The 25,193-nt window shown below is 36.1% G+C and carries 23 protein-coding genes and 1 riboswitch; of the genes, 17 read left to right on the top strand and 6 right to left on the bottom strand.

All coding sequences use genetic code 11. The annotated features are described in order from the left end of the window. The first annotated feature begins 51 nt into the window (after window positions 1-51). Entirely contained in the window at window positions 52-1,611 is a 1,560-nt protein-coding gene (locus D0S48_RS12560; RefSeq protein ID WP_151111946.1) for a polysaccharide deacetylase family protein, read from the top strand. A gap of 129 nt (window positions 1,612-1,740) precedes the next feature. Here D0S48_RS12560 and D0S48_RS12565 read toward each other — a convergent pair whose 3' ends face one another. Beyond that, window positions 1,741-2,331 (bottom strand): hypothetical protein, encoded by a 591-nt coding sequence (locus D0S48_RS12565; protein ID WP_151113811.1) that lies wholly within the window; start codon window positions 2,329-2,331, stop codon window positions 1,741-1,743. A gap of 208 nt (window positions 2,332-2,539) precedes the next feature. Then, on the bottom strand, window positions 2,540-3,739 hold the full coding sequence (locus D0S48_RS12570; protein WP_151111948.1) for a hypothetical protein: 1,200 nt from the start codon (window positions 3,737-3,739) through the stop codon (window positions 2,540-2,542). A 185-nt stretch (window positions 3,740-3,924) separates the two neighbouring features. Between D0S48_RS12570 and ahpC the strand changes: the two genes are divergently transcribed. The 3 genes from ahpC to D0S48_RS12585 all read left to right on the top strand — a co-directional run bounded on the left by ahpC (window position 3,925) and on the right by D0S48_RS12585 (window position 8,336). Further along, window positions 3,925-4,488 carry an alkyl hydroperoxide reductase subunit C gene (gene ahpC, locus D0S48_RS12575; RefSeq protein ID WP_144540167.1) on the top strand — a complete coding sequence of 188 codons (564 nt, stop codon included), beginning with the start codon at window positions 3,925-3,927 and terminating at the stop codon, window positions 4,486-4,488. A 263-nt stretch (window positions 4,489-4,751) separates the two neighbouring features. Continuing rightward, window positions 4,752-6,314 (top strand): alkyl hydroperoxide reductase subunit F, encoded by a 1,563-nt coding sequence (gene ahpF / locus D0S48_RS12580; RefSeq protein WP_151111950.1) that lies wholly within the window; start codon window positions 4,752-4,754, stop codon window positions 6,312-6,314. 462 nt (window positions 6,315-6,776) lie between these two features. Further along, a complete protein-coding gene (locus D0S48_RS12585; protein ID WP_144540163.1) occupies window positions 6,777-8,336 on the top strand; it encodes a malate:quinone oxidoreductase in 1,560 nt (519 codons plus the stop codon). Between the two features lie 139 nt (window positions 8,337-8,475). Here D0S48_RS12585 and D0S48_RS12590 read toward each other — a convergent pair whose 3' ends face one another. Then, window positions 8,476-9,891, bottom strand: coding sequence for a glycoside hydrolase family 18 protein (locus D0S48_RS12590; protein WP_151111952.1), 1,416 nt, complete (start codon window positions 9,889-9,891; stop codon window positions 8,476-8,478). 388 nt (window positions 9,892-10,279) lie between these two features. Here D0S48_RS12590 and D0S48_RS12595 point away from each other — a divergent pair, with 388 nt between their 5' ends. The 5 genes from D0S48_RS12595 (at window position 10,280) to splB (ending at window position 13,326) form a co-directional block, all read left to right on the top strand. Further along, entirely contained in the window at window positions 10,280-10,504 is a 225-nt protein-coding gene (locus D0S48_RS12595; RefSeq protein WP_151111954.1) for a DUF2829 domain-containing protein, read from the top strand. Between the two features lie 51 nt (window positions 10,505-10,555). Beyond that, on the top strand, window positions 10,556-11,311 hold the full coding sequence (locus D0S48_RS12600) for a 3-oxoacyl-ACP reductase (RefSeq protein WP_151111956.1): 756 nt from the start codon (window positions 10,556-10,558) through the stop codon (window positions 11,309-11,311). 132 nt (window positions 11,312-11,443) lie between these two features. After that, the gene (locus tag D0S48_RS12605; protein WP_225321616.1) at window positions 11,444-11,953 is read left to right on the top strand and encodes a QueT transporter family protein; all 510 of its coding nucleotides are present in this window, start codon (window positions 11,444-11,446) and stop codon (window positions 11,951-11,953) included. 108 nt (window positions 11,954-12,061) lie between these two features. Beyond that, a complete protein-coding gene (locus tag D0S48_RS12610; protein ID WP_144540155.1) occupies window positions 12,062-12,283 on the top strand; it encodes a transcriptional regulator SplA domain-containing protein in 222 nt (73 codons plus the stop codon). A 14-nt stretch (window positions 12,284-12,297) separates the two neighbouring features. Beyond that, window positions 12,298-13,326, top strand: a complete 1,029-nt coding sequence (splB, locus tag D0S48_RS12615; RefSeq protein WP_151111958.1) for a spore photoproduct lyase — start codon at window positions 12,298-12,300, stop codon at window positions 13,324-13,326. A 49-nt stretch (window positions 13,327-13,375) separates the two neighbouring features. On the opposite strand, the gene D0S48_RS12620 is transcribed toward splB, so the two are convergent. Both D0S48_RS12620 and pgeF read right to left on the bottom strand, forming a co-directional pair. Next, window positions 13,376-15,049, bottom strand: a complete 1,674-nt coding sequence (locus tag D0S48_RS12620) for a M3 family metallopeptidase (RefSeq protein WP_151111960.1) — start codon at window positions 15,047-15,049, stop codon at window positions 13,376-13,378. 138 nt (window positions 15,050-15,187) lie between these two features. Continuing rightward, window positions 15,188-15,949 carry a peptidoglycan editing factor PgeF gene (gene pgeF / locus D0S48_RS12625; protein WP_151111962.1) on the bottom strand — a complete coding sequence of 254 codons (762 nt, stop codon included), beginning with the start codon at window positions 15,947-15,949 and terminating at the stop codon, window positions 15,188-15,190. A 300-nt stretch (window positions 15,950-16,249) separates the two neighbouring features. Here pgeF and safA point away from each other — a divergent pair, with 300 nt between their 5' ends. The 7 genes from safA (at window position 16,250) to D0S48_RS12660 (ending at window position 23,218) form a co-directional block, all read left to right on the top strand. Continuing rightward, the gene (gene safA, locus D0S48_RS12630; RefSeq protein ID WP_151111964.1) at window positions 16,250-16,858 is read left to right on the top strand and encodes a SafA/ExsA family spore coat assembly protein; all 609 of its coding nucleotides are present in this window, start codon (window positions 16,250-16,252) and stop codon (window positions 16,856-16,858) included. Between the two features lie 908 nt (window positions 16,859-17,766). Further along, window positions 17,767-17,949, top strand: a riboswitch (Lysine riboswitch). A 128-nt stretch (window positions 17,950-18,077) separates the two neighbouring features. Beyond that, the gene (locus tag D0S48_RS12635; protein ID WP_151111966.1) at window positions 18,078-18,914 is read left to right on the top strand and encodes a transporter substrate-binding domain-containing protein; all 837 of its coding nucleotides are present in this window, start codon (window positions 18,078-18,080) and stop codon (window positions 18,912-18,914) included. Window positions 18,915-19,026: 112 nt separating this feature from the next. After that, a complete protein-coding gene (locus D0S48_RS12640; protein WP_144540145.1) occupies window positions 19,027-19,788 on the top strand; it encodes an amino acid ABC transporter permease in 762 nt (253 codons plus the stop codon). A gap of 17 nt (window positions 19,789-19,805) precedes the next feature. Next, a complete protein-coding gene (locus D0S48_RS12645; protein ID WP_151111968.1) occupies window positions 19,806-20,540 on the top strand; it encodes an amino acid ABC transporter ATP-binding protein in 735 nt (244 codons plus the stop codon). Window positions 20,541-20,704: 164 nt separating this feature from the next. Beyond that, window positions 20,705-21,508: an alpha/beta fold hydrolase gene (locus D0S48_RS12650; RefSeq protein WP_151111970.1), complete on the top strand. Its 804-nt coding sequence runs from the start codon at window positions 20,705-20,707 to the stop codon at window positions 21,506-21,508. Window positions 21,509-21,524: 16 nt separating this feature from the next. Then, the gene (locus D0S48_RS12655; RefSeq protein WP_144540139.1) at window positions 21,525-22,499 is read left to right on the top strand and encodes a sensor domain-containing diguanylate cyclase; all 975 of its coding nucleotides are present in this window, start codon (window positions 21,525-21,527) and stop codon (window positions 22,497-22,499) included. Window positions 22,500-22,510: 11 nt separating this feature from the next. After that, entirely contained in the window at window positions 22,511-23,218 is a 708-nt protein-coding gene (locus D0S48_RS12660) for a GNAT family N-acetyltransferase (protein ID WP_151111972.1), read from the top strand. Between the two features lie 59 nt (window positions 23,219-23,277). On the opposite strand, the gene D0S48_RS12665 is transcribed toward D0S48_RS12660, so the two are convergent. After that, complete coding sequence (locus D0S48_RS12665; RefSeq protein ID WP_144540135.1) at window positions 23,278-23,616, bottom strand: heme oxygenase; 339 nt, start codon at window positions 23,614-23,616, stop codon at window positions 23,278-23,280. Window positions 23,617-23,942: 326 nt separating this feature from the next. Between D0S48_RS12665 and D0S48_RS12670 the strand changes: the two genes are divergently transcribed. Further along, on the top strand, window positions 23,943-25,109 hold the full coding sequence (locus D0S48_RS12670; protein WP_144540133.1) for a TraB/GumN family protein: 1,167 nt from the start codon (window positions 23,943-23,945) through the stop codon (window positions 25,107-25,109). The last annotated feature ends 84 nt before the right edge of the window (window positions 25,110-25,193 follow it).

Genomic DNA, 25,193 nt, shown 5'->3' on the forward strand with positions numbered 1-25,193 from the left:
GACTATAAAGACGATAATAATAATTCAATTGTATAAATAGGGTGGTTTAACATGAGTAAGACAAGAAGGAAAACATATGAAGAGGAAGGAAGGGGACCGTCAACTTCGTACTCTCACAGAAAAAATGAACAGGTCAAAGTTAAAAGAAAAATTAGAAAAAAACCAGTATTTGTTTTTTTATTATTATTACTTTTTCTTGTTTTACTTTTTACTATAGAAATGTCGGATACTTCTTTTTCATCTAATGAAGCAGTGAAAGCACAAGTGAGTACACAAGAAACTGAATATGAAGGTATTCAAATTAAAACGGAAACAGTTGAAAATGAAGTATATGAATATACGGTTAAATATCTGTCTACAGATAACGATGCGGATACGTTTATAGAAAAGTTTGTCCAAGAGAAAAGAGATACGTTTATAGAAGCAGCTATCGCTAAAGAAAACAAAGATAAAAATTTTATTAAGGATATATTTAAGAAAGATACGAATAAAAAAGTACCTACTTTAAACATAGATTTATCTATAAAATATGTCTCTAAAGAGTTATTATCAGTGATTATTCATGCCGATGTTGTTGGAGAAAACGGGAAAAAAGAAACAATCTCATTAAATATAGACCGAAATACAGGAGAGGCCCTAAGCCTACAAAATATAATGGTTAATGAAGGTTCTATCCAATACTTAAAAGAAAGCCTGGAAAGAGTACTTCAAAAAAATGAGGATCAAAATTATACACAAGAAGAAGTAACCCTAGTTAAAGAAATGTCTGCTAATGAAGAAAACTACAAAGTTTTTTACTTTACAGATCGAGGATTCCAAATTGAGTTTAGTGAAGAGGTATTGGATGACAGTATTTTAGAACCTTTTCATGTATCCATACCATATAGTCTATTAACGGGAATTGTTCAAGATTCATTTTTACGTTCCATTTATTCTGATGCTTTTAATGGTTCGACTACGGTGGAAAGAAGTACCCAATCTATCAAACCTTTAGATCCGAACAAAAAATACATAGCATTAACATTTGATGATGGTCCAAATAAATCAAGCACATCTGCTATTTTAGACATATTAAACAAACACAAGATTAAAGCTACTTTTTTTGTATTAGGTAATAGAGTAGAAAAGTATCCTGATATTATTAAGAGAGAGTATGAAGAAGGACATGAAATTGGTATCCATACATGGAGCCATCCTATTTTGACAAAGCTATCGATTAAAGAAATAGAAAAAGAGATTTTAAGTACTTCCAATGAACTTATTAAAATAACAGGAGAAGCTCCTAGTCTGGTTCGCCCACCATATGGAGCATATAATCAGGATGTGAAGGCTGCAGTTAATAATCCTCTCGTTTTATGGTCAGTAGATACACTTGATTGGAAAACAAAAAATCCAGCTAGTATTTTGCAAATGGTTAAAAAGTCTACTTGCGATGGAAGTATTATTTTAATGCATGATATTTATGAAACGACAGCAGCTTCTTTAGAGGGTGTCATAAACTACTTAACGAAACAGGGTTATGAGTTTGTAACCGTCAGCGAATTATTGAATTTAAATGCGCCTGGTATCCATTATGCTGGAAAGGTTTATACGAATAGAGATTCACTTTAATGAGGTTTTATAAAAAACTAGCCGATCTAAGATTAAATCTTAAATCGGCTTTTTTTAATGGAGTATCTATCTTTCTTATTCCTCTCGGACATTACATCTGGCTCGTGAGAATTATCATTATATTATAGATTAGCGATTATGCTTTTCCTCATCTCGTTCTTTTTTTATTTCCTCCATTTGCTCCATCTGTTCATGATACTCTTCCTCTACATCTGAAGTAGCTGGAAGGAAGGACTCATCGTTAAAATCGACTCTTTTTCCGTAACGAATCATTTCATAGATAATCATTCCGTTATTCGGCTTACCGTTGATAGTCGTCATGGGTACTACATCGAATACCACATAATAAAAAGCATAGAAAACAAAGCGATCCCAAAAAGTTTTGTATTCCTCTGCCCATCCGTTGGCAATTAAAAAATTAATGAGGAGGGCTATAAACAAATTAATCAATATTGGCCCTGAATAAATACAAATGTAAGCAAACTTACTTTTACGCTTTAAGTCATCGTATGAAAACCAGCTATACAGATGATAATACTTGCGTATATCAATCATTCCAAGTTTAATAAGCCTGGGCCCAGAACCAATTGTTAGCCTTGGCTTAACAACGCCAAATAACCAGCTGACGATTAAATAGCCAGACTCTCGCAGAAATACTACGACAGGTAAGATAATAAATGCTGAAATAATCAATGACAAGAGATCTGATAGTCCAAACATAAAAGTATCACTTCCTAACGAATAGCTCGTAAGTCTTATAGATACCCCGAATAAATCATTTAAATCCTCCAAACAGGTGGTTGCAAAAACATACCCAACGAGGAAAACATATCCATAACTGAAGGGTACTACAAATTACTAGGTTAAAGCTATTGAGATGGGATAAATTCTGCAAAGAAGAAATGAGCAATATTTCTAAGCCCTTATATTATTGAAATCCTGTTTCAACGAAATAAACTGCTCCTGTCCATGCATCAATATAATGAATATGTCCTTTAGTCGGAGAACTTGGATAATCAATCAAGTAAACGAAGGAATATACAATTGAATCTATGTGTTGCCGTTCAAGTGCTAAATCTACATCTACTAATCGTTGAGCGATGGCATTAGCCTCTTTATAGCTAATGGATGGTTTTCTTAAATTTTTGAATTTTTCATAAGGGATGAGAGAATGATTTATTGACTGAATATTGCTTGTTTCTGTATTAACAATTACTTCGGTTGCTAGAAAGTCTAAAGAGATATTATTATTCATATACACAAAACGATACGATTTAAATAAGTCATTTTCTATTTCAATTCCTAGAGCCTTATGTAAATTGGGTGTTTTTTCTAAGTAAAATCGGTTATATTCATCTCCAACAATTGTTCTTAAAGCGATACATGCCTTTTCCAAAGGATTACCAGCCACAGCTTTCTCCTCTTCATCACTAAAAATCTCCCAACTCTTCATATCCTCCGTTTCATAGACATCAAGTGTTGCATTACGTCCCGCTATTAAAAATACTTTCAAATCTGCCACTGCTTCTACGGTTGGCAATGGTTCAAAGCAAGCGCCTTCCATTTCGGGCATATCAGTCATATAACGGACTTTACCGTCTGTTTCTACTCCAACTAGATTAAAGTCAGGAGCATATACATAATGCCAGCCAATATCTGGGCGTATAGTCAACGTCATTAATTGTTGTTGCTGAATAATTACTTTCGCTTGGTCCTTTGAAATGAGTTTTTCTGGATATGCAAAGTGCACTTGTTCATTTGAAAAAGATACTTCTTCTAATGTCCCGTTTTTTCCAATCGTTAAATTCATTCCAGTTGAATGGACTGGAATATTATATCTCGGCTCTCTCAAAGTAAGAAGCACCATGTAATGAGAGTCGAAGTCTATTATTTCGTCTAAAACTAAATGTTCTCTATCAAATACTTTTTGTACATAGCTCAGGAAATGTTGTTTTTCTTCAGAGGTTGAAAAAGGATGAGACTTCGGATCAAAAAATGTAACATTGGAGATAAATCCATCCAATAAAATAGTTTCTGCTAAAGGCTCCTCTTTCTCTGTATAATAATAAATTATGTCGTCTTCTTGTACTTCTTTAACAATCGTTTTATTTATAAAATCTTGTATCATTATTTGACCTACTTTCACGTGTATTCCTTACATTTCAGCTTTTTAAAAACATTTTAAATTCATTAGTTACCCTTACAGGTTGACTGAAGCACAAATGTATATGATAATTCTACATATTGAATTGTAATTATTCTAAAATAATTATGATGCTAAAGCACCAATAAGAGACAACAGGAGGAATTATTATGGCATTAATAGGTAAAGAAATTCAAGAATTCTCTGCAAAAGCATTTCAAAAGGGAGAATTCATCGACGTAACTTCAGAAAACTTCAAAGGACAATGGAGTGTAGTATGCTTCTATCCAGCAGACTTTACATTTGTTTGCCCAACTGAATTAGAGGACTTACAAAATGAATATGCTACATTAAAACAATTAGGGGTAGAAGTTTACTCAGTATCAACTGATACTCATTTTACACATAAAGCATGGCATGATTCTTCTGCAGCAATCGGTAAAATTGAATATATCATGATTGGTGATCCAACACATAAAATCTCTAGAGCATTCGACGTATTAAACGAAGAAGATGGTTTAGCAGAACGTGGTACGTTCATTATTGATCCAGATGGTATCGTACAAGCTTACGAAGTAAATGCTGGTGGTATCGGTCGTGACGCTTCGACATTAGTAAACAAAATTAAAGCAGCTCAATATGTTCGCAATAATCCAGGAGAAGTTTGCCCAGCTAAATGGCAAGAAGGCTCTGAAACTCTAACTCCAAGCTTAGACTTAGTAGGTAAAATCTAAGATTTAGTAATTTATAAGATAATCATATAGGCGACAAAAACAATCTTATCTTTATGGTTGATTTTTGTCGCTCTATTTTTAGTAAGAAGGAAATAGACAAATGCTCTCTGTCTAAAATATGAGATGAAAAGAGAGGTGGCAGGTCTGCTATGCCTGGAGAGTAAGTGATTTAGATATGTTTTGAGTTAGATGCACTGCTAAATACTGATAGAACGCAGTTACCCTTAACCTATCAAAATCACTCGTATAGCAGCAAAGAATAGATGGTATTAGACAATCAAATTAAAGCACAACTACAACAATATTTAGCGTTGCTTGAAGGCGATCTTGTATTAAAGGTTAGTGTAGGTGATGATAAAGTATCTCAAGATACATTAGAGCTAGTAACAGAATTAGAAAAGATGTCATCACGCATTTCAGTCGAGCATGTGCAATTAGAGCGCACGCCAAGTTTTAGTATAAACAAAGCTGGTGAGGAGTCAGGAGTTGTTTTTGCTGGCTTACCTTTAGGACATGAATTTACTTCATTAGTTTTGGCTTTACTTCAAGTAAGTGGCCGTGCTCCGAAAGTTGATGATGCAGTTATCAAGCGTATTCAAGCAATTAAAGATCCAATGCACTTTGAAACTTTCGTGAGCTTAACTTGCCATAATTGTCCGAATGTAGTTCAAGCTTTTAATATTATGGCTGTGATAAACCCGAATATCTCCCATGTAATGGTTGAAGGGGGCGCATTTCAAGACGAAGTAAAAGCTAAAGATATTATGGCTGTTCCATCAGTTTTCTTAAATGGTGAAAATTTTGCAAACGGTCGTATGGAAATTGAAGACATATTAAATAAATTAGGAAATAGATCAGATGGATCTGAATTTAATGATGTAGAACCATTTGATGTTCTTGTTGTTGGTGGTGGTCCTGCGGGTGCAAGCGCAGCTATTTATGCAGCACGTAAAGGAATTCGAACGGGAATTGTGGCAGAGCGCTTTGGTGGCCAAGTAAATGACACATTATCAATTGAAAATATCATTGGTACAAAAGCAACAGAAGGTCCTCAATTCGTTTCAAGCTTAGAAGGGCATGTAGCAGATTATCCAATTGAAGTGATGAAATCTCAACGCGTATCCAGCATAGTACGTAAAGAGCAGGTGGAAGTAGTGCTTGAAAATGGTGCAGTGTTAAAAGGAAAAACTGTTATCCTTTCAACAGGAGCCAGATACCGCCAATTAAATGTACCAGGGGAAGAAGCGTTCAAAAATAAAGGGGTAGCATACTGCCCACACTGTGATGGTCCAATCTTCAAAGGAAAAAATGTTGCCGTTGTAGGTGGCGGTAATTCGGGTGTTGAAGCAGCTATAGACTTAGCAGGAATAGTTAATCATGTAACAGTGCTTCAGCATAATGATGAGCTTAAAGCGGATCAAGTCCTACAGGAGCGTTTACATAGCTTATCTAATGTAACTGTACTAACAAATGCTTCCACACAGAAAATTACAGGTACGGATAAAGTAAACGGTCTTACGTACTTAGATCGTGTAACAGGAGAAGTACATCACATTGAATTAGAAGGCGTATTTGTTCAAATCGGTCTATTACCAAATACCGAGTTTTTACAAGGTACAATTGATTTAAACGCACATGGAGAAATAATTATAGACAAGCATGGAGCAACAAGCATGCCAGGAGTATTTGCTGCTGGTGACTGTACAGACACAGCGTACAAACAAATCATCATCTCAATGGGAACTGGTGCAACAGCAGCGCTAGGAGCATTTGATTATATGATTCGTAACATAGCTCCCTCAAATTCTGAACTTGTTAAAGTTTAATACAATTATTTATGAATAAAATATATGTCAGGAAGTAATATGAATTACTTTTTAAAATACCCTTTCCAATTCGAGAGGGTATTTTAATGCATATCAAGCAACCTCCTCAACCACGTGTAAGCAAAGGTGATGGCTTATCGCTTACCTGGAAGAAAGTTTTCGCCTAGAGCGGAAATCAAGTACATTATACTCTAAGAAAAGCATGTATATATCATTGTTTCTTTCTTTATTGTTCGTTTTCTTTTCGTAAAAACAGGAATGATGAAATTGATTCAATCAGAATTAATTCACAATTTCTACATACTTTAAAAAAAGGGACAATTATATTATAATAGAATAGATATTCTGAACTTATAAACAAATTTCAAGCAAAGTCATGGTTATATAGAGTCAGAAACGTTGTTAACTTAACCATTTGTTTTGGTAGCGTTAACATTGTTTCTGCAAATATAAAGTATAGGGATGGTAAAAGTGAGCAACACAGAAACTAAAACAGATGTTATCTTAATTGGTGCCGGTATTATGAGTGCGACCTTAGGGACACTTTTAAAAGAATTAGTACCGGAGTGGGATATAAAAGTATTTGAGAAGCTCGATAGTGCAGGAGAAGAAAGCTCAAATGAATGGAATAACGCTGGTACAGGACATGCAGCTCTATGTGAGCTTAACTACACTTCTGTAAAGCCAGACGGTTCTATCGATATCACAAAAGCAATCAATGTAAACGAACAGTTCCAAGTTTCTATGCAATTTTGGTCACATCTTGTAAAAAGTAAGTTAATCCAGAACCCACAGGATTTTATAATGCCTTTACCTCATATGAGTATGGTTCAGGGGAAAGAAAACGTTGAATTTTTAAAGAAACGTTTTGAAGCGATGACACAGAACCCATTGTTTGAGGGAATGGAATTCTCTGACGACTCGGAACAATTGAAAGAATGGATTCCACTAATCATGGAAAACCGTGCGGCCAATGAAGCAATTGCTGCAACTAAAATTGACTCTGGGACAGATGTTAACTTTGGCGCTTTAACACGTATGCTATTTGAACACTTAAAGAGCAAAAATGTAAAAGTGAATTACCAGCATAGTGTAGAAAATTTGAATCGTACGCCAGACGGTAAGTGGGAAGTGAAAGTGAAGAACAACGCTGAGGGGAAAATCGAGTCTCATACTGCAAAATTCGTTTTTGTCGGCGGTGGCGGAGGAAGTCTGCATCTTCTACAAAAATCAGGTATTCCAGAAGGAAAACATATTGGCGGTTTCCCGGTTAGCGGGATCTTCATGGTATGTAACAATCCAGACGTAGTAGCGAAGCATCATGCAAAGGTATACGGTAAGGCTGCAGTTGGAGCTCCACCAATGTCTGTGCCGCATTTAGATACTCGCTTTATTGACAATAAAAAATCACTACTATTTGGACCGTTCGCTGGTTTCTCACCAAAGTTCCTAAAAACAGGATCTATGCTGGATTTAGTTACTTCTGTTAAACCACATAACCTATTTACAATGCTAGCTGCGGGTGCAAAAGAAATGTCTTTAACAAAATATTTAGTCCAACAAGTAATGTTATCAAAAGAACAACGTTTGGAAGAGCTACGTATATTTATCCCAGATGCTAAAGCAGAGGATTGGGATTTAGTTGTAGCAGGTCAACGTGTACAAGTTATCAAGGATACGGAAGCAGGCGGAAAAGGAACTCTTCAATTTGGTACAGAGGTTATCACAGCTGAGGATGGTTCTATTGCCGCATTATTAGGAGCTTCTCCAGGAGCTTCTACCGCTGTTCCAGTTATGTTGGATGTCCTTAAACGTTGCTTCCCAGAGCATATAAATGATTGGGAACCAAAGATTAAAGAAATGATTCCTTCTTATGGTCTGTCCTTAATGAATAATCCAGAACTACTTAAGGAAGTACATGCGGAAACAGCCGAAACGCTTAAACTTAAAGGTGAAGGAAAAACGATAGAGAACATCAAACCTTTGGAAGATGTAAAAGAAGCAATCGATGATATCATCTAAGCTTTTATCCATATAAATGTGCAAAAAACCTACCACTTATTTAAAGATGGTAGGTTTTTTGTTTTAGAATAAGGAAGTAAGTGTACTTCAAATGTTCGTCCAGTAAAAGCGACTTACCTCTTAGTCCAAGGTCCAGCGCTTATTCTTTTAATTTCTTTACTTCAAAGTTATCATCTAACAATACCCAATTTTGAGGGAAGGGATAGCCAAGCACCCAATAGCTAATACCTCTTAAACGGTATTGTTTGACCAAGTTAAATTTAGCTTGAGCGCTACGGGCATCCTCAAACCAAACCTCATGCTTTTGTCCTTGCTCATCGGTATAGGTAAAAAAAGGAGATTGAGCGATTGAATCATACTGAATTCTAACTTTATGTTCAGTAGCGATTCTAACAGCTTCCTGAGGGCTAAATGTCTCCGCAATTTGTCCTTGCGCGTGAGGTATTCGCCAATCTCGTGCATAAATTTGAAAGCCTAAAAATATTTTATCGGCTGGCATAACAGTCAAAGCGTACTCTACTACTTTTTTCATTTGATTGATAGGAGAAATTGCTTGAGGAGGTCCGCCGCGCCAACCCCATTCATACGTCATCAATATAACAAAGTCTGCAATTCTCCCATGTGCTTCATAATCATGTGCTTCATAAAGTAAACCTGACTGAGTGTCGCTGAATTTAGGAGCAACAGCTGTTGAAACAAAGTAACCTTTAGGATGTAGTGTGTCTACTGCTAGCTGGAGAAAGGCAGTATAAGCATCTCTATCCTCCGGTAACACATTTTCCAAGTCAATATTCAAACCTCGATAGCCTTTGTCCTCCATGATCTGAAGTATATTTGCCATTAATTTTGTTAATATGTCTGGGCTAGAGAAAATGACATGCATTAGATTAGTGCCAGCTTCTGTGGAAGAAAAATTGGTGATGACCATCATCGGTACAATATCATTGGAAACAGCTGCTTCTAATACAAGTTCATCCTTTAAGGGTTCTAAATCCCCATTCTCTGTTAACTTGTAAGCAAAGGGACTAATATAGGTCAGGAGAGATCTAAGACTGTTGACCGTCTGAACGGCATCTTCCTCTTTCTGATAGGTGTAGGCATTCACTTCAGTTATAGGCTTTGGTCTAGGAATAATCAATTGTGTTCCTGGGTAAAGGAGACCGGGAGTTTGGAGAGAGTTTTGACTGATTAGAGCTTGGATAGTAGTTCCGTAAAGGCTAGCAATCTGCCGTAGCGTTTCTCCGGGCTGTACCACATGAATAATAGGAGGAATAAAAATTCGCTCACCAGGATATAAGAGATTTGGGTTAGGCAGTCTGTTAGAAGAAAGAATAGATTGTTCAGAAACACCGTATTGTTGTGCAATCGACCATAAAGTTTCTCCATTTTGAACCGTATGGTAAATCCCATAGATAGGGATGACAAGAGATTGGCCGACTAGAAGATTATTTGGATCAGGCAATTGGTTAGCTTGTTGAAGGGCATTTACATCTATTTGATAACGACTAGCAATTCCCCAAAGCGTATCACCATTATTGACGACATATATGATCAATGGGCAGCTCCTTTTTTCTTAGGTTTAATAAAGTATATGTTTTGTTAGGCGAATATAAATGTGAAACTTATTATTTTTATCAAATCAATAGATTTCAAAATCAAAAACGACCGGAAAAGATAATAAAGAATTTAAAGAACAAAGTAAAAATGGATGCCTAATCTGACTAACTCATCCCGTACTGGCCACTACAATCGACTAATATACAAATTTCTGTGTTTTTGGTGCTTAAAGAATATTGACTAAAATAATCACATCTTCTACATACAAGATCTGTATAAAAATAAAGGAGATGAAAAGAGCAACTATTCCTTTAGTTGTTTGCCATTTTACAATCTAGTATAATTTTGGTTAGAAAATATATAGGGAAGATAAAGGGTGAATAACAATGATGTTTGAAGAGATATTACCACGTTTAAAATCTGGGGAAAAAGTAATTCGACAAGGCTGGGGTGGTGCGGAATTGTACGTAAAGCTAGTTGGACAAAGCAAGCATGATGGAGAAAATCTAAATCCTTACTTTTTGATTAATGTAGAAGGAGAAGGATATACAATGTTTACCCCAACCGTTTGTGACTTATTGGCTGAGGATTGGGTTATTGTAAGCAAATAAACTAAAAGTCCACGAGATATCGTGGACTTTTCATATTTAGGAGGAATCACATTGAAATTTGAGGAGTACATAGGGAAGACGGTTCTTATTACTGGAGCTGCTTCTGGTATAGGGAGAGCTCAAGCTATAGCATTTATCGAGTGTGGGGCCAACGTATTTGGTTTAGATGTTGATGGAGCCGGACTTAAATCATTAAAAGACCAGTATAAGTCTTGTTTTTCGTACTACATTGGAAATGTAAGCGATAAAAAGAGCGTGGAGGAAGCATTTGAGATAGCCCTCAAGACATTTAAACAAATAGATATTTTACTCAATACAGCTGGGGTTTTAGACAATTATTTAAAGACTCTAGAAACAGATGAAACACTTTGGGATAAGATCATGGACACCAATGTGAAAGGAACCTATTTGGTAACAAACACAGTTCTCCCTCAAATGATTGAAAGAAAATCAGGAGTCATTATCAATATGGCTTCTATTGCCGGATTAGTAGCAGGAGGTGGAGGAGCAGCTTATACAGCCTCTAAGCACGCCATTATAGGATACACAAAGCAATTGGATATAGATTACTGCCGTGAGGGCATAAGAGCAAATGCTATTGCTCCAGGGGCGATTCAGACCCCAATGAATAATGCTGATTTTGCAGGAGAAGGAGAAATAGCAAAATGGGTAGCCAATGAAACACCTGCAGGAAGGTGGGCACAGCCAAAAGAAGTGGCAAACCTAACTCTTTACCTTGCTAGTCATGCAGCAGATTATATTCATGGAGCAGTCGTACCCATTGATGGAGGATGGATTGCCAAATAGTTATATTAAATGGCAATAATTCCTGATATACTATCCGAGTAAGCAATTTTGCTTGCACTACGGCACTTGGAATCCTTTGGTCGTAGTTATTACTAAAATAGCAGTTTGCTATTTTATAAAGGAGAATGTAAATTGAATACTACTTTTTTGAAGGACTCAAGCCGTTCCTCGGTAAATGAGTTAACGAAGGCAGCTATGGTTGCAGCTTTATATGTTGCCGTAACAGTACTTTTAGCTGTTTTTAGCTTTGGAAACATCCAGCTACGTTTAGCTGAGATGTTTAATTATTTGGCGTTATACAATAAGCGCTATGTTGTGGCAATTACATTAGGTGTAGTCCTTGCTAATTTTATGTCCCCAACCTGGATGCTCGATGTGCCCATTGGTGGAATTGCAACTTTCCTTGTATTGATACTTTGTCGGAAGGTCACTAAGAGATTGACCAGTGAAATATGGAAAATAGCGATTACAGCTATTATCTTTGCGCTTTCCATGTTTACAGTTGCAGGGCAATTAGCTATTATGCTGGAATTTCCTTTTTGGTATACCTATTTAACAGTCGGGCTAAGTGAATTGTTCTCGATGACTGTTGGTGGAATTGCTATATATTTATTAAATAAGAGAATAGACTTGTCTAAATAACTAAACCATATTCGCTTTAAGCGAATGTGGTTTTTTCACTTTTATTTATTACATAAATTCTCTCAGGAAAACCAAGCTAGGTGGAAAAGCTAGGAGTGAGAGAAGCAGATGGAAGATTATACAGCAGGTGATATTGTTTATATTTTTTATCGTAACCCACATATTCAAAGCGTAGCTAACATTCAATCGGCGGCAGTAGTAAATAACCCAGAAAACCCTGACGAATTGGCTGTTTTTGTTTATGAAACGTATTACCCTTTAACGACTGACATGGCTATTTATGCAAGCGCCTATGAAGCGGAACAAGCATATCGTCATTATTTTCAATAAGACGGAGGTTGGACATGAGAAAACCATTTACACCCCAGCTTGTATATTTTGAGCCAAAGGCGCTTGAATATCCTCTAGGTAGAGAGCTGAAAGAGAAATTTGAAAAGCAGGGAAAAGAAATTCACTATACGACTTCCCACAACCAAATACGAAACCTTCCAGGCGATAATGATTTTCAAAAATATCGTATTGCTAAGTCTACACTAGTAGTTGGTATACGTAAGACATTGAAATTTGATTCCTCTAAGCCTTCAGCTGAATATGCAATTCCCTTCGCCACGGGATGCATGGGGCATTGTCATTATTGCTATTTACAGACGACGATGGGAAGCAAGCCGTATATTCGAACCTATGTAAATGTGGAGGAAATTCTCGGAGCAGCTGACAAGTATATTGAAGAACGTGCACCAGAAATCACAAGATTTGAAGCATCCTGTACTTCTGATATAGTGGGAATCGACCATCTTACACATACATTAAAAAGGGCAATTGAACATTTTGGTCAATCTGAATTTGGCAGGCTAAGATTTGTGACAAAGTTTCACTTTGTAGATCACTTATTGGATGCAAAGCATAATGGGAACACGAGATTTCGCTTTAGTGTGAATGCTGATTATGTGATTAAAAATTTCGAACCAGGTACTTCTCCACTGGATAAGCGTATTGAGGCGGCAGGGAAGGTTGCTAGAGCAGGCTACCCTTTGGGATTTATCGTAGCTCCAATTTACCTTCATGGAGGTTGGAAAGAAGGGTATTATCACATGTTTGAAAGATTAGATGCTGAACTTCCAAAGGACGCTCGCGATAATATAACCTTTGAATTCATACAGCATCGCTTTACTAAACCAGCTAAAAAAGTAATCGAAAAAAACTATCCTATGACCAAGCTTGAGCTAGATGAAGAATCCAGAAGAATAAAGTGGGGAAAATATGGGATAGGGAAATATATTTATCAAAAAGAAGAAGAGGAAGATATTAAAGAACATCTTTACAGTTATATGGAAAAGTTTTTTCCTAATGCTAAATTTGAATATTTTACTTAAATAGCAGATAGCCCGATTCCTCAAAAGGAGAATCAGGCTATTTTATAATTTATATGAAATAACCTTTTTTTATTAACCATTTTTCAACAAAAAGTAAAGCATTCTGTATACTATCGTTCTCAAATGGTGAAGTAATGTTAGCGTTCTCTAGTAGCTCCAAAAAAGATAGACTTCCCCCAGCCTTACATAACTTTTCATAGTCATACCATGTCGTATGATCTAGTTTTTCCATATGCTGCCAAAACTGTATAGAAATAAGCTGAGCAAAATCATAATCGATAAAATAGAACGGCTCCTCAAAAATATGTGAAATTAAGTAAAAACTACCCCCACGTAGTAGAAACTTATTGTCACCGTAATTTTTAATGGGAAAATAACTGTTTTCAATATCTCGCCATTTGCTCTTTCGTTCTTCCATGGAGACATCTGGTGAGTCGTATAAATAGTGCTGAAATTCATCAACTGCACTAGCGTATGGCATCTTTGACAGTGCTGCAAGTAATTGACTAATAATATAGTGATGAGCGTTCTCTCCTAGGATAGAGTCTATCTTGCTCCACGCAAAGCGTTCCATGATAAAAGAGAAAATTTCGGCTGAATCCATTGGAATAATATATTCTGGGATTTTTTTATCTGTCATATAAAATTGAAAAGCATGTCCAGCTTCATGAGTTAAGAGCCGTAAATCATCTATACTGTTAGATAAATTTGCATAAATATAAGGTGTTACTTGTCCATCCTTCTGTAAGTAAGTAGCATAAGCTCCCCCAGACTTGGAGGAACGTGCATCTAAATCATAGTTTCCTTTAAAAATTTGTTGAGAAAAAGTTCCCATGTGAGTGGACAGTTCTGAAAATAGAGATTTTAATTTATCTATAAGTTCCTTTTCGGAAAGATTTATAGAAAGACTGTTTTCATAGAATAAAGTAGATTCATCGTAATAATGTAGTATTTCTAAATTCTTCTTCTTACATTGTAATAGTTGAAGTCTTGTTATAAAGGGGACAGCATGCTCTTTAACTTGAAATCTATACTTTTGAACATCGCTAGGTTGAATATCTGTTCGATGTAAGCGGGCATAGCCTAAAGGAGTAAAACTAGCATAACCAAGTTTTTTGGCTATAGATGTTCTCGTAGTCACCAGACTATCTAAGATTTGATCAAATTTTTCTTCATGGTCCTCTACAGCATTATACATAGCTTCTTGTGCTTGCTTACGTACCATATCGTCAGAAGAAAACATGTAAATTCGAAGTTTAGTTATGGAGACCTCTACTCCCTTGTAATTTGCTTTAAGCTTCGTTAATAATTGATTATATTCGTTTATTAGTTGATTTTCTTTTCTAAGGTCCTCTATTATATCTTTTGAAAAAGTGTTTGTTTTAATTCGGGCTATTCGAAAAAGCTGCTCACCCCATTTCTTTTTTAACTCCTTTTTAAACTTAGACTGTAGTAACTTGTCATAGAATCTCAGATTAAATGAATCATAATCAATTCTTTTTTCTGTAACACTATCATGTATTTCCTTGAAGTTGAGATTATTTCTATCTTGCCTAAAGTTTAAATTAGCTTCATTGTGTATGCATTCTATCTGGATCCGGTCTTCATTTATTCTTTGTAAGAATACGTCTTGCTCCATCCATGTTTGAGCATGTGAAAAGCGTAAGAGATTATCTTCTAATGTGTGTAACAAACTCTCATATACCTCTTTTTTATTTTCCATAAAAATACACCCCTTTCCTTTATTTTAATATAAATTACTTTTAAAGGAGATATAAATTACTCCAAAGAGTAATTTAATTCAAAAGGATGTCTTCAATAAAAAAAACACATCAGCTCAATTAGTGATGTGTTTTAAAAATTATTTCTTCCGCATGATAAAACTTAAATGTCTACCTGTATTTCTGTCTTCTCGATGAGAGAAACCATCAGGGTTTAAAAATGTGCATGTTCGATCGATTGAAATACGTTCAAGTGGAATACCAGCAAGCTCACATTGCTTTTGGACGGTGAGCTGGTTATCGATATGAAATTTACCAGTTTCATTTTTATAGTACATAAAGTCGTTCGCATAGCCTAAATCTTTAAACTTTTTATAGACATCTTCATCTACCTCAAATTTTTCTTGGCTGAGTGCAGAGCCAATTTGTACATGAAAGTCATTTGGGTTACAGTGTTCGTGTTGTTTTAAATACTCAAACAGCTTCCTTGTAATTTCTTTGACCGTTCCTTGCCAGCCAGAGTGTACTACTCCCACCAGATTATTTTTTTCATTGTAGAAAATGACAGGGACGCAATCTGCTGTAAAACTGCATAACAAAAGATCTGGTTCAAATGTATAAAGAGCATCTTTATCCTTAATGGCAGTTTCTAACAGCCTTGCGCCACGCCCCTTATCAGCTGCAGTTACCTTATGGAAATTAGCACTATGTGTCTGATTGGCGCAAATAAAATCATCCAAATCACATTGCAGTTGCTCCGCCAATCTCTTACGATTTTCTAATATATACTCAGGATTTTCACAAATGTGTAAAGCCATGTTGTTCTCTTCTAGAGCAGTAACATCTTTCATTGTCGTTCCTAGGACATAACGCTCGTTATCTAAATATTTTCTAATACTCATATAATCACCCATTTTTACTATAGTATAATCCATAGAAGTTGTATAGGAGAGCAGTATAATCAGTTCGGGTTAAGAGGGGATAAATCGAAAAGATTTTGTCTATAAAGGAATTATCCTCCTTGAATGTTTCAAAAATGTTACCTTCAAACAAGCATGAATTCGTTTAATACCGAGCTTTGCTTCTCTGTTGAGTTCTTTTGTAATATACCTGTAAAATTACATCCAATTATTAAGGGATGATTTCGATTCTTTTTTTCATTTACTATATTAGTAGAGTTAAAGAAGGAAAGGAAGATTACAATGTTTAAGAAAAAAATTAAAGTAGCTATTGTGGCGCTACTATCACTGATGTTATTAATGCCTATGTCTGCATTTGCCGCTAATTCCTATACAGTTGTTTCAGGAGACTCTTTATGGAAAATTGCTGTTAAGACACAAACAGGTGTTTCAGAATTAATTAAGGAAAATCCTCAATTAGAAAATGCGGACCTTATTTATCCAGGTCAAAAAATAAATGTCCCTACAAATGATTCTTATAATATGGAACAAGAAGTAATTAAACTTGTAAATGTGGAAAGAGCAAATGCGGGTCTTTCAGCATTAAAATATGATTGGGAGCTTGGAAGAGTAGCGCAATATAAATCACAGGATATGCACGATAAAAACTATTTTAGTCACACTAGTCCTGTCTATGGAACTCCATTTACAATGATGAAGAATTTTGGAATAAGCTATAAATCTGCAGGAGAAAATATTGCTATGGGTCAAAAAACAGCCGCAGCAGTAGTAGATGCGTGGATGAACAGTGAAGGTCATAGAGCCAACATCTTAAACAAAAACTATACTCATATTGGTGTAGGTTATGTAAAAGACGGTAACTACTGGACGCAAATGTTTATACAAAAATAAGTGAAAAGGGTGCAAATGAAGGTGGTAGCCAAGTCATTTGCGCTCTTTTTTTGCGGTTTACCGAAAAGATGAGAAGAATGAAAAGCATAAATTATAAATAGCTAAAGTTGCGCTTTAAACGAATTCTTTCTGTGGAGCATAGCGATAAGCCATACTGTCGCTTGTAATGTGAAACCAGCTTATCTCATGTTTTTTTATAATATAAAGTTTCATGTGAAACATTTTTCTTCACGTTCAAAATGGAAATTCTCCTAGAAGGGGGCTTCAACCAATCAACGAATGGTCTAAGAGATCCAAGAATGTATATGGAGGCTTTAAAGCGGGCTTTATTTGATTGGAGCGGCAGGCGGCGACTCCGGTGGGATGAACGAGACAGATAAGACATCACAAACGACGCGCAAGCGACGGTGATGGCTTATCGCTCACCCCACGGAAAGCGTCCGCCGAGAGCGGAAATCAACCATCACGTGTTAATCAAATAGTCAAAGTGAAAAGTATTTTATTAATAGCTTTAAATAATTGAGTTAGTTTTATCTATATTCCTTTCTCTTTACTATAAAACTTATGATTGGAGCGGCAGGCGGCGCTCTTATGGGACGACTGAGACAGATAAGACATCACAAACGAGGCGCAGCCAAGGTGATGGCTTATCGCTCCCCCTCGGAACCTATGCCCAAAGGGAAATAGAAAAAGTCTGATAAAGTTGAAAATGCGTTTACTTTAGCAGACTTTTTCTTATCAATTCCTCAGATTATTAGCTTTTTTTTAAAATAGGTAATGAAATAATTCTATAGAGATTACAATCTCAATAATAGTAATATTTTGTTTAATCAATAGAACACATGTTGACAGATGAAAATCTCTGTTGTAGACTATGAACAATAATTGAATATAACCTCGCTTTATAGAAGTGAGGTAGAGGCGCGATATTTAACAGTCCTTAGTGGAGCTTGAGTAGCTGTGATGCTAGGGAGAAGGAAATGTCGCCGAAGTTTGTAATAAACTCATTATTACATGCTGGGTCTGCAGTGAATAATTGCAGGACTGTCCGTTATAAACGTCCCGGTTTATAATGGTGTGCTATCTCATGGGGAAAAGTAGAGGATTTAGGGCAACCATACATATATGACCTGAGTCTATCTCAGGTCTTTTTTTGTACGGTTGTCCTTTTTGTATGCTTGCATACATATACTAATTTTAAAAAAGGAGATTAATAGAGATGAAAAAAAGACTATTCACTTTAACATTATTACTATCAACCATTTTACTGCTTGCAGCTTGTGGAACAAAAGAGGAAGAAAGCGTTGGATCAGCTTCTGATTTAGATACTTTTACAGTAGGATTGGAAGCAGGATATGCACCATTTAACTGGACTCAAATGGATGACAAAAATGGTGGCGTAAAAATTGACGGTAATGCAGAATATGCTGGTGGTTACGATATAGAAATTGCTAAAAAAATAGCTGAGGGCTTAGGTAAAGAGCTCGTTGTTGTTAAAACGGAATGGGACGGTTTAGTCCCAGCCCTAACATCCGGCAAAATTGATGCAATTATTGCGGGGATGTCACCAACTGCAGAGCGTAAAAAAACAATTGATTTCTCCGAAAACTATTATACTTCCAACTTTGTCATGGTGGTAAAAAAGGGCGGGGCATTTGAAAATGCTACCTCTATTCAAGACTTTAAGGGAGCGAAAATTACTGGCCAATTAAATACTTCTCACTACGGAGTTATTGACCAAATTGAAGGAGTAAAAAAACAACCGGCATCAGATAATTTTCCTGCAATGCGTGTGGCACTAGAATCTGGAATGATTGACGGCTATGTATCTGAACGTCCAGAAGGGATTAGTGCTTCATCAGCAAATGATAAATTTGTAATGATCGAATTTACAGAAGGATTCGTGGCAGATGAAGAGGAAACAGCCGTTGCAGTAGGATTGAAAAAGGAAAGTGACTTAACAGACAAAATCAATAAAATTTTAGCAGGAATCTCAGAAGAAGAGCGACAAGAAATTATGGACAATGCTATTTTAAATCAACCAGCTGCAGAATAAGCATATAACAACGGCTGCTACTATTTTGCAGCCGTTTCATTATTTACAGCATTTACTTACTTTCCTTGGTAAGTGTGTTTATGGGGTCAGCTAGTATGTAAGGAGGAAGACTATGAGTTTAGAATGGATTATATCCATAATTACAAATAATTGGCCAATGTTTTTACGAGGAGCCGGAGTAACCCTCTTAATATCCATTATTGGAACAATCTTCGGAGCTATCATCGGTTTGCTGGCAGGAGTTATAAGAACTGTTCCTATGCCAGAAAAGGGGATTAAAAGATACTTTCTTAAGCTGGTTAACTTAATGCTCTCTATTTATATAGAGTTTTTCCGTGGCACACCAATGATAGTACAAGCAATGGTTATTTTTTACGGCTCCTCATTGGCCTTTGGATTAGACATGGATCGTCTACTCGCTGCTATTTTCATTGTTTCTATTAACACGGGTGCTTATATGGCGGAGATTGTTCGAGGCGGAGTTATTTCCATAGACAAGGGTCAATTTGAAGCATCTCAAGCAATAGGGATGACGCATATTCAAACGATGCTTCATATTGTGTTACCTCAGGTTATCCGCAATATACTTCCTGCAACAGGTAACCAATTTATCATTAATATTAAGGATACCTCTGTGTTGAATGTAATCGGAGTCACTGAACTGTATTTCCAAACAAAATCAGTTGCAGGAAATAACTTTAGATATTTTGAGTCATTTTTTGTAGCTTGTATCTTGTATTTCATCATGACATTTGCCGTTACCTTGATATTACGTCATTTTGAGAAGAAATTGGATGGACCTGAAAACTATACAGTCATTGGTCAACCGATGCAAATGGCAGTCCTACCAAAAGGTCCACATGAAAATCAGTAAACAAAGGAGGAGCAACTATGGAAAAAGTAATTGAAATTCAACATTTAAGCAAATCCTTTGGAGCACATGAAGTATTAAAAGATATCGATTTCTCTGTTAAAAAAGGCGAGGTTGTATGCATCATTGGCTATTCTGGATCGGGAAAATCGACTCTTCTCCGCTGCATTAATTTGTTGGAAAAGCCAAGTGGTGGGCAAATCATTTATCAAGGGGAGAATATTCTCGATAATAAGCACGATATCCATTCCTACAGAACGAAGCTTGGAATGGTTTTTCAACAGTTTAATCTGTTTAATAATCACAATGTGTTAGGTAACTGTTCAGTTGGACAGGTAAAGGTATTAAAGCGTTCTAAGGAAGAAGCCGAGAAAATTGCACTGAAATACTTAAACGTTGTAGGCATGGATGGCTACGTCAATGCTAAACCAAAGCAATTGTCCGGAGGTCAAAAGCAGAGAGTTGCTATTGCACGAGCCTTGTCAATGGAGCCTGATGTAATGCTTTTTGATGAGCCTACATCAGCACTTGACCCAGAAATGGTGGGGGAAGTGTTAAAAGTCATGAAAGAGCTTGCGAACACTGGTTTGACAATGTTAATTGTTACTCATGAAATGGAATTTGCCAAGGAGGTTTCCGATCGAGTAGTCTTTATGGATAAGGGAGTTATTGCGGAGGAAGGCCCTCCAGAGCAAATTTTTAACAATCCTCTACAGGATCGAACGAGAGAATTCTTAAAAAGAACATTGAAATAAACTCTAGGTTGTTAGTATCAATTCACCTTTTTGTGTAGAAAAAAAATAGATAAAATAGTATATTGGTAATATATGCAATGGATAAATTATCAAATCTATGTAAGGCTTCCCTTTTAAAAGAAGAGGAAGCCTTTTATATAAGGAAAAAAACTAGAGGTGTTTTCATGAATGAAGTACTAAAACGTAATAATGTAAAAGTAATCGGGAACAAGGAAAAAGTAATAATGTTTGCCCATGGTTTCGGGTGTGATCAAACCATGTGGAGACATATTGTCCCTTCATTTGAAGAAGAATATCAAATTGTTTTGTTTGATTATGTTGGGTCAGGAGATTCAGATTTAAAGGTTTATAATTCCGAGAAATATGGTTCACTTAAAGGCTATGTTCAAGATGTGCTAGATATAATAGAGGCATTGAAGCTACACGAAGTAATCTTTGTGGGACATTCCGTTAGCTCCATGATTGGTATGCTAGCAGCCATTCAAAAACCTGAGGCATTTAAAAGTTTGGTTATGATTGGTCCATCCCCAAGGTATCTTAATGATAGCGAGTATTTTGGAGGGTTCGAAGAAAGAGATATTTATGAAATGTTAGATATGATGGAGATGAATTTTATAGGATGGGCAAGCTATATGGCTCCAATAGTAGCCGCTAATGACGTGCACCCTGCAGTGGCAAAAGAAGTAGAAAAAAGTTTTAGCTCAACCGACTCGAAGATTACAAAGCAATTTGCAGAGGTGACATTCTTTTCGGATCATCGTAAGGATTTAGAGAAATCATCTATTCCAACATTAATCATCCAATGCTCAGAAGATAGTATTGTTCCTATTCAGGTAGGGGAATACTTACATCGCCATATTGAGAAAAGTGATTTTAAAATAATGGATGTGAAGGGACATTATCCTCATCTAAGTCACCCACATGAAACAATACAGCTGATTAAAGAGTATCTTTACCAAATGCAGTGAAGGGAATGGTATATGTATGGATGAGCGTTTAAATCTTGCGCCTTGTGGTTACGTTACTATCAGCCAAGAAGGTATGCTAATCGATATGAATAAAACCTTCCTTCAAATGACAGGGTTTATGTATGAAGAGATTGCTCAAAAGCATATAGAAACAATTATGTCTAAGACTAATAAGTTTATATTTCATACTTATTTTTATCCCTATATTCGATTATACGGACACGTCGAAGAGTTATTTCTAAGTCTACTGCATAAGGATGGTCAAAGCGTTCCAGTATTGTTAAATGGAAAAAAAGCAAATCGAGAAGGTATAGAGGTAATTGATTGTGTAATGGTTTCTATGGGGAAGAGAATAGGCTATGAACAAGAAATTAGACTAGCAAAAAAACAGTTGGAGGAAGCGTTCCGAGAAAAGGAACTGGCGCTTTCTAAATTAGAGGAATTGCATGAGGAAATAGAGGAAAAGCAAGAAAGACTTATTGAACTAAATGGTAAGCTAGAGAAATTAGCCATAACGGATAAATTGACTGGTTTAAAAAATCGTCGTTATTTTCATATCAAGCTAGAAGAGATGATTATGCAATTTGAGCAGAACAAACAGTCCTTTTCCTTATGCTTAATAGATATTGACCATTTTAAGCAGGTCAACGATACTTGGGGTCATGCGATGGGAGACCAGGTGCTAGAAAGGTTGGCCAAGATAGCAGAAGAAACTGTACGTCCGAAAGATACGGTGCTTAGATACGGCGGAGAGGAATTTATTGTACTTCTCCCACTAACAAATGCACAAGAGGCTAACCATCAGGCGGAACGTTTAAGGTTGGAAATTGAAAAGACTACTTGGCCAATTGACGAAATTACGATAAGTGTAGGAGTTGCAACTTACACGTCTGAGGATACTCGTACAACAGTGGTGGAGAAGGCGGATCATGCGTTGTATTATTCTAAGAGGAATGGTCGAAATAGAGTTACCCATATAAACGACTTATAGGGGGAATATAAATGGTTGCTTTTAGTGTTATTAAAAAAGACCAGGAATATTGGTTAGCTGACCAAATAAAGATGGATATGTCTAAAGATGAATACTGGTCAAAATTGAAAAGTCTTTTAAAAGATTGGAAGGACGAACAGGTGAATTACCTTTCCCTTCTAATGGATGAAGAATACGAACAACAGCTAATGAATGAAGGCTTTTATAAGGTTTCCTCTATTGTGGAATATACACGTCTACTAGATGAAAATTTTACTCTAGATGATGCTTTTCATGTGTTAACTCTTTCAAGAAGTTCGCTCGTAGACGAGGAATTTGCCCTATTATACGATAAATGCAGAAGTGGATCTGCAAACAAAAATAATTTATTTTCCATTGAACAGATAATGGAAGCCTTTGTGAATGAGCTAGGATCTAATTGGCGTCATTATTGTCATATTTTCTTTAAAGGTGAAGAACCCATGGGTATCAGTATTCCGCATATAGAAGACGGAACGGTCGAAGAAGGCAGGCTATTTTACTTTGGAGTAGTACCAGAACAGAGAGGCAAAGGTTTCGGAAAAGTATTTCATCTGTATTCTCTAGAATTATTAAAAAAAATGAACGCCACTTATTATGTAGGAAGTACAGACGAAAACAATGAATATATGATAAGAATTTTCCAAGCAAATGGTTGCATATTAAGAGATAAAAAAGGAATTTATCGGATAGATAAATAAAACTAGGTTAAGCAAAAAGGAGCATGTGATGTTAAATCACTCGCTCCTTTTAATATTACTTATTTAGTGGAAATAGCTTCTACAGTAGAAGCCACTTTAGAAATTATTAATTCACTTCCTAATAGCGGAGATTCTTTAGAAGCTTCAGCAGAACCAGGTTCTGGACGTTTATGGGCTTCCTTGAAGATATCACTATTTCTCCAAGCTTGGAAACCTTCTTCATTTTCCCAATACATATTTACATTCATTTCATCATATTCAGTTGTACCTTGTGTAATAGTAACCTCTACTTTGATGAAGCCTTCCATTTCTTGAAGTGGACTTGGCTTTGTAAAATTTGGAGCCATTCTTTCAGCAAATCCTGGTTTTGTTTTAATACGATTTGTTACGATAATCATTAGACATTCTCCTTTTTTACTTATTTGAGTGTAATTATAACATTTCCTATACGATATATCTTTTCATAGTATCTAAACAGATATTCATCGGCAGATCTTTTAATGAGGAAGCTTAAGGGGTAAAGTAGACGAGCTAGCATGAATTCTACTAAAAGGAGGAGAACTAGATACGTCCTAGTAAGAATATGATTAGATCTTCTAGCTTTTTCACATAAACAAATTGAATTTTATGCTCAAGTGCTTCATTATTATAGATACAAGACTTTTCATAATCAATAAACAGACGATTATGTAAAAGAAATACATTTACACGAAGGAAGTAGTTTATGTCGGAAGCAAATATAACTCGTTTAGAGGTTGATGGCAAGGAAATTATTTTAATTGGTACTGCTCATGTCTCTAGGTTGAGCGCTGAGCAGGTTAAAGAAGTGATTGAAAAAGAAAATCCTGATTCCGTGTGTATAGAGTTAGATGAACAAAGATATCAATCTATTACTGATAATAACAAATGGAAAGAAACAGATATTTTTAAAATCATAAAAGAGAAGAAAGCGACTTTATTATTGATGAACTTAGCTATTTCTTCCTTCCAAAATCGTATGGCCAAGCAGTTCGACATTAAACCAGGCCAAGAAATGATTCAAGGAATTGAAAGTGCAAAAGAAACCGGAGCAGAACTTGTACTAGCTGACCGTAATATCCAAATAACATTCTCTCGTATCTGGCATAATCTTGGTTGGTTAGGTAAGTCTCAGCTTCTTACATCGGTTTTCTATAGCATCTTTAGTAAAGACACCATTTCCGAAGAAGAGCTAGAGAAGATGAAATCGCAGGACACTTTAAATGCAGTACTTGCAGAATTTACAGAGTCATTTCCAAGGCTGAAAACACCTTTAATTGATGAACGAGACCAGTTCTTAGCTCAAAAGATTAAGGAAGCCCCGGGTAAAAAAATTGTAGCAGTATTAGGAGCGGCACATGTTCCTGGTATTACAAAAGAAATTTACAAACATCAGGATTTAGAAAGACTTTCTACAGTCCCACCTAAATCAATTTTACCTAAAATAATTGGATGGTCGCTTCCTATCCTTATCATTGCATTGATCGCTTATACATTTATAGCAAACCCAACAGCAGGATGGGATCAGGCATGGAGCTGGATTATTTGGACGGGAACGATGGCAGCAATTGGGGCAATTGTAGCTTTAGGACATCCTTTAGCAATTGTTACAGCTTTCATAGTGGCTCCAATAACAGCATTGCATCCTATATTAGCCTCCGGTTGGTTTTCTGGCTTGGTCCAAGCTTATATGAAACGCCCCACAATTGGCGACTTTGAGAGACTGTCCGAAGACGTGTTTACGATAAAAGGGTTCTGGAAGAATAAAGTTACACGTGTATTACTCGTTTTAGTTCTAACTAATCTATTTGGTTCACTTGGTACAATAATCGGTGGTGCTGATGTCATCAGAGTGTTCTTTAAAAACCTATAATTATCACTAAAGGAGTAGCGGTCATTTTCGCTCCTCCTTTTTCTATTTTTAAGCAATAGATTTTTCTTTTTGTTATGATGTTTC

Source organism: Psychrobacillus sp. AK 1817, from assembly GCF_008807035.1.
Taxonomy (GTDB): domain Bacteria; phylum Bacillota; class Bacilli; order Bacillales_A; family Planococcaceae; genus Psychrobacillus; species Psychrobacillus faecigallinarum.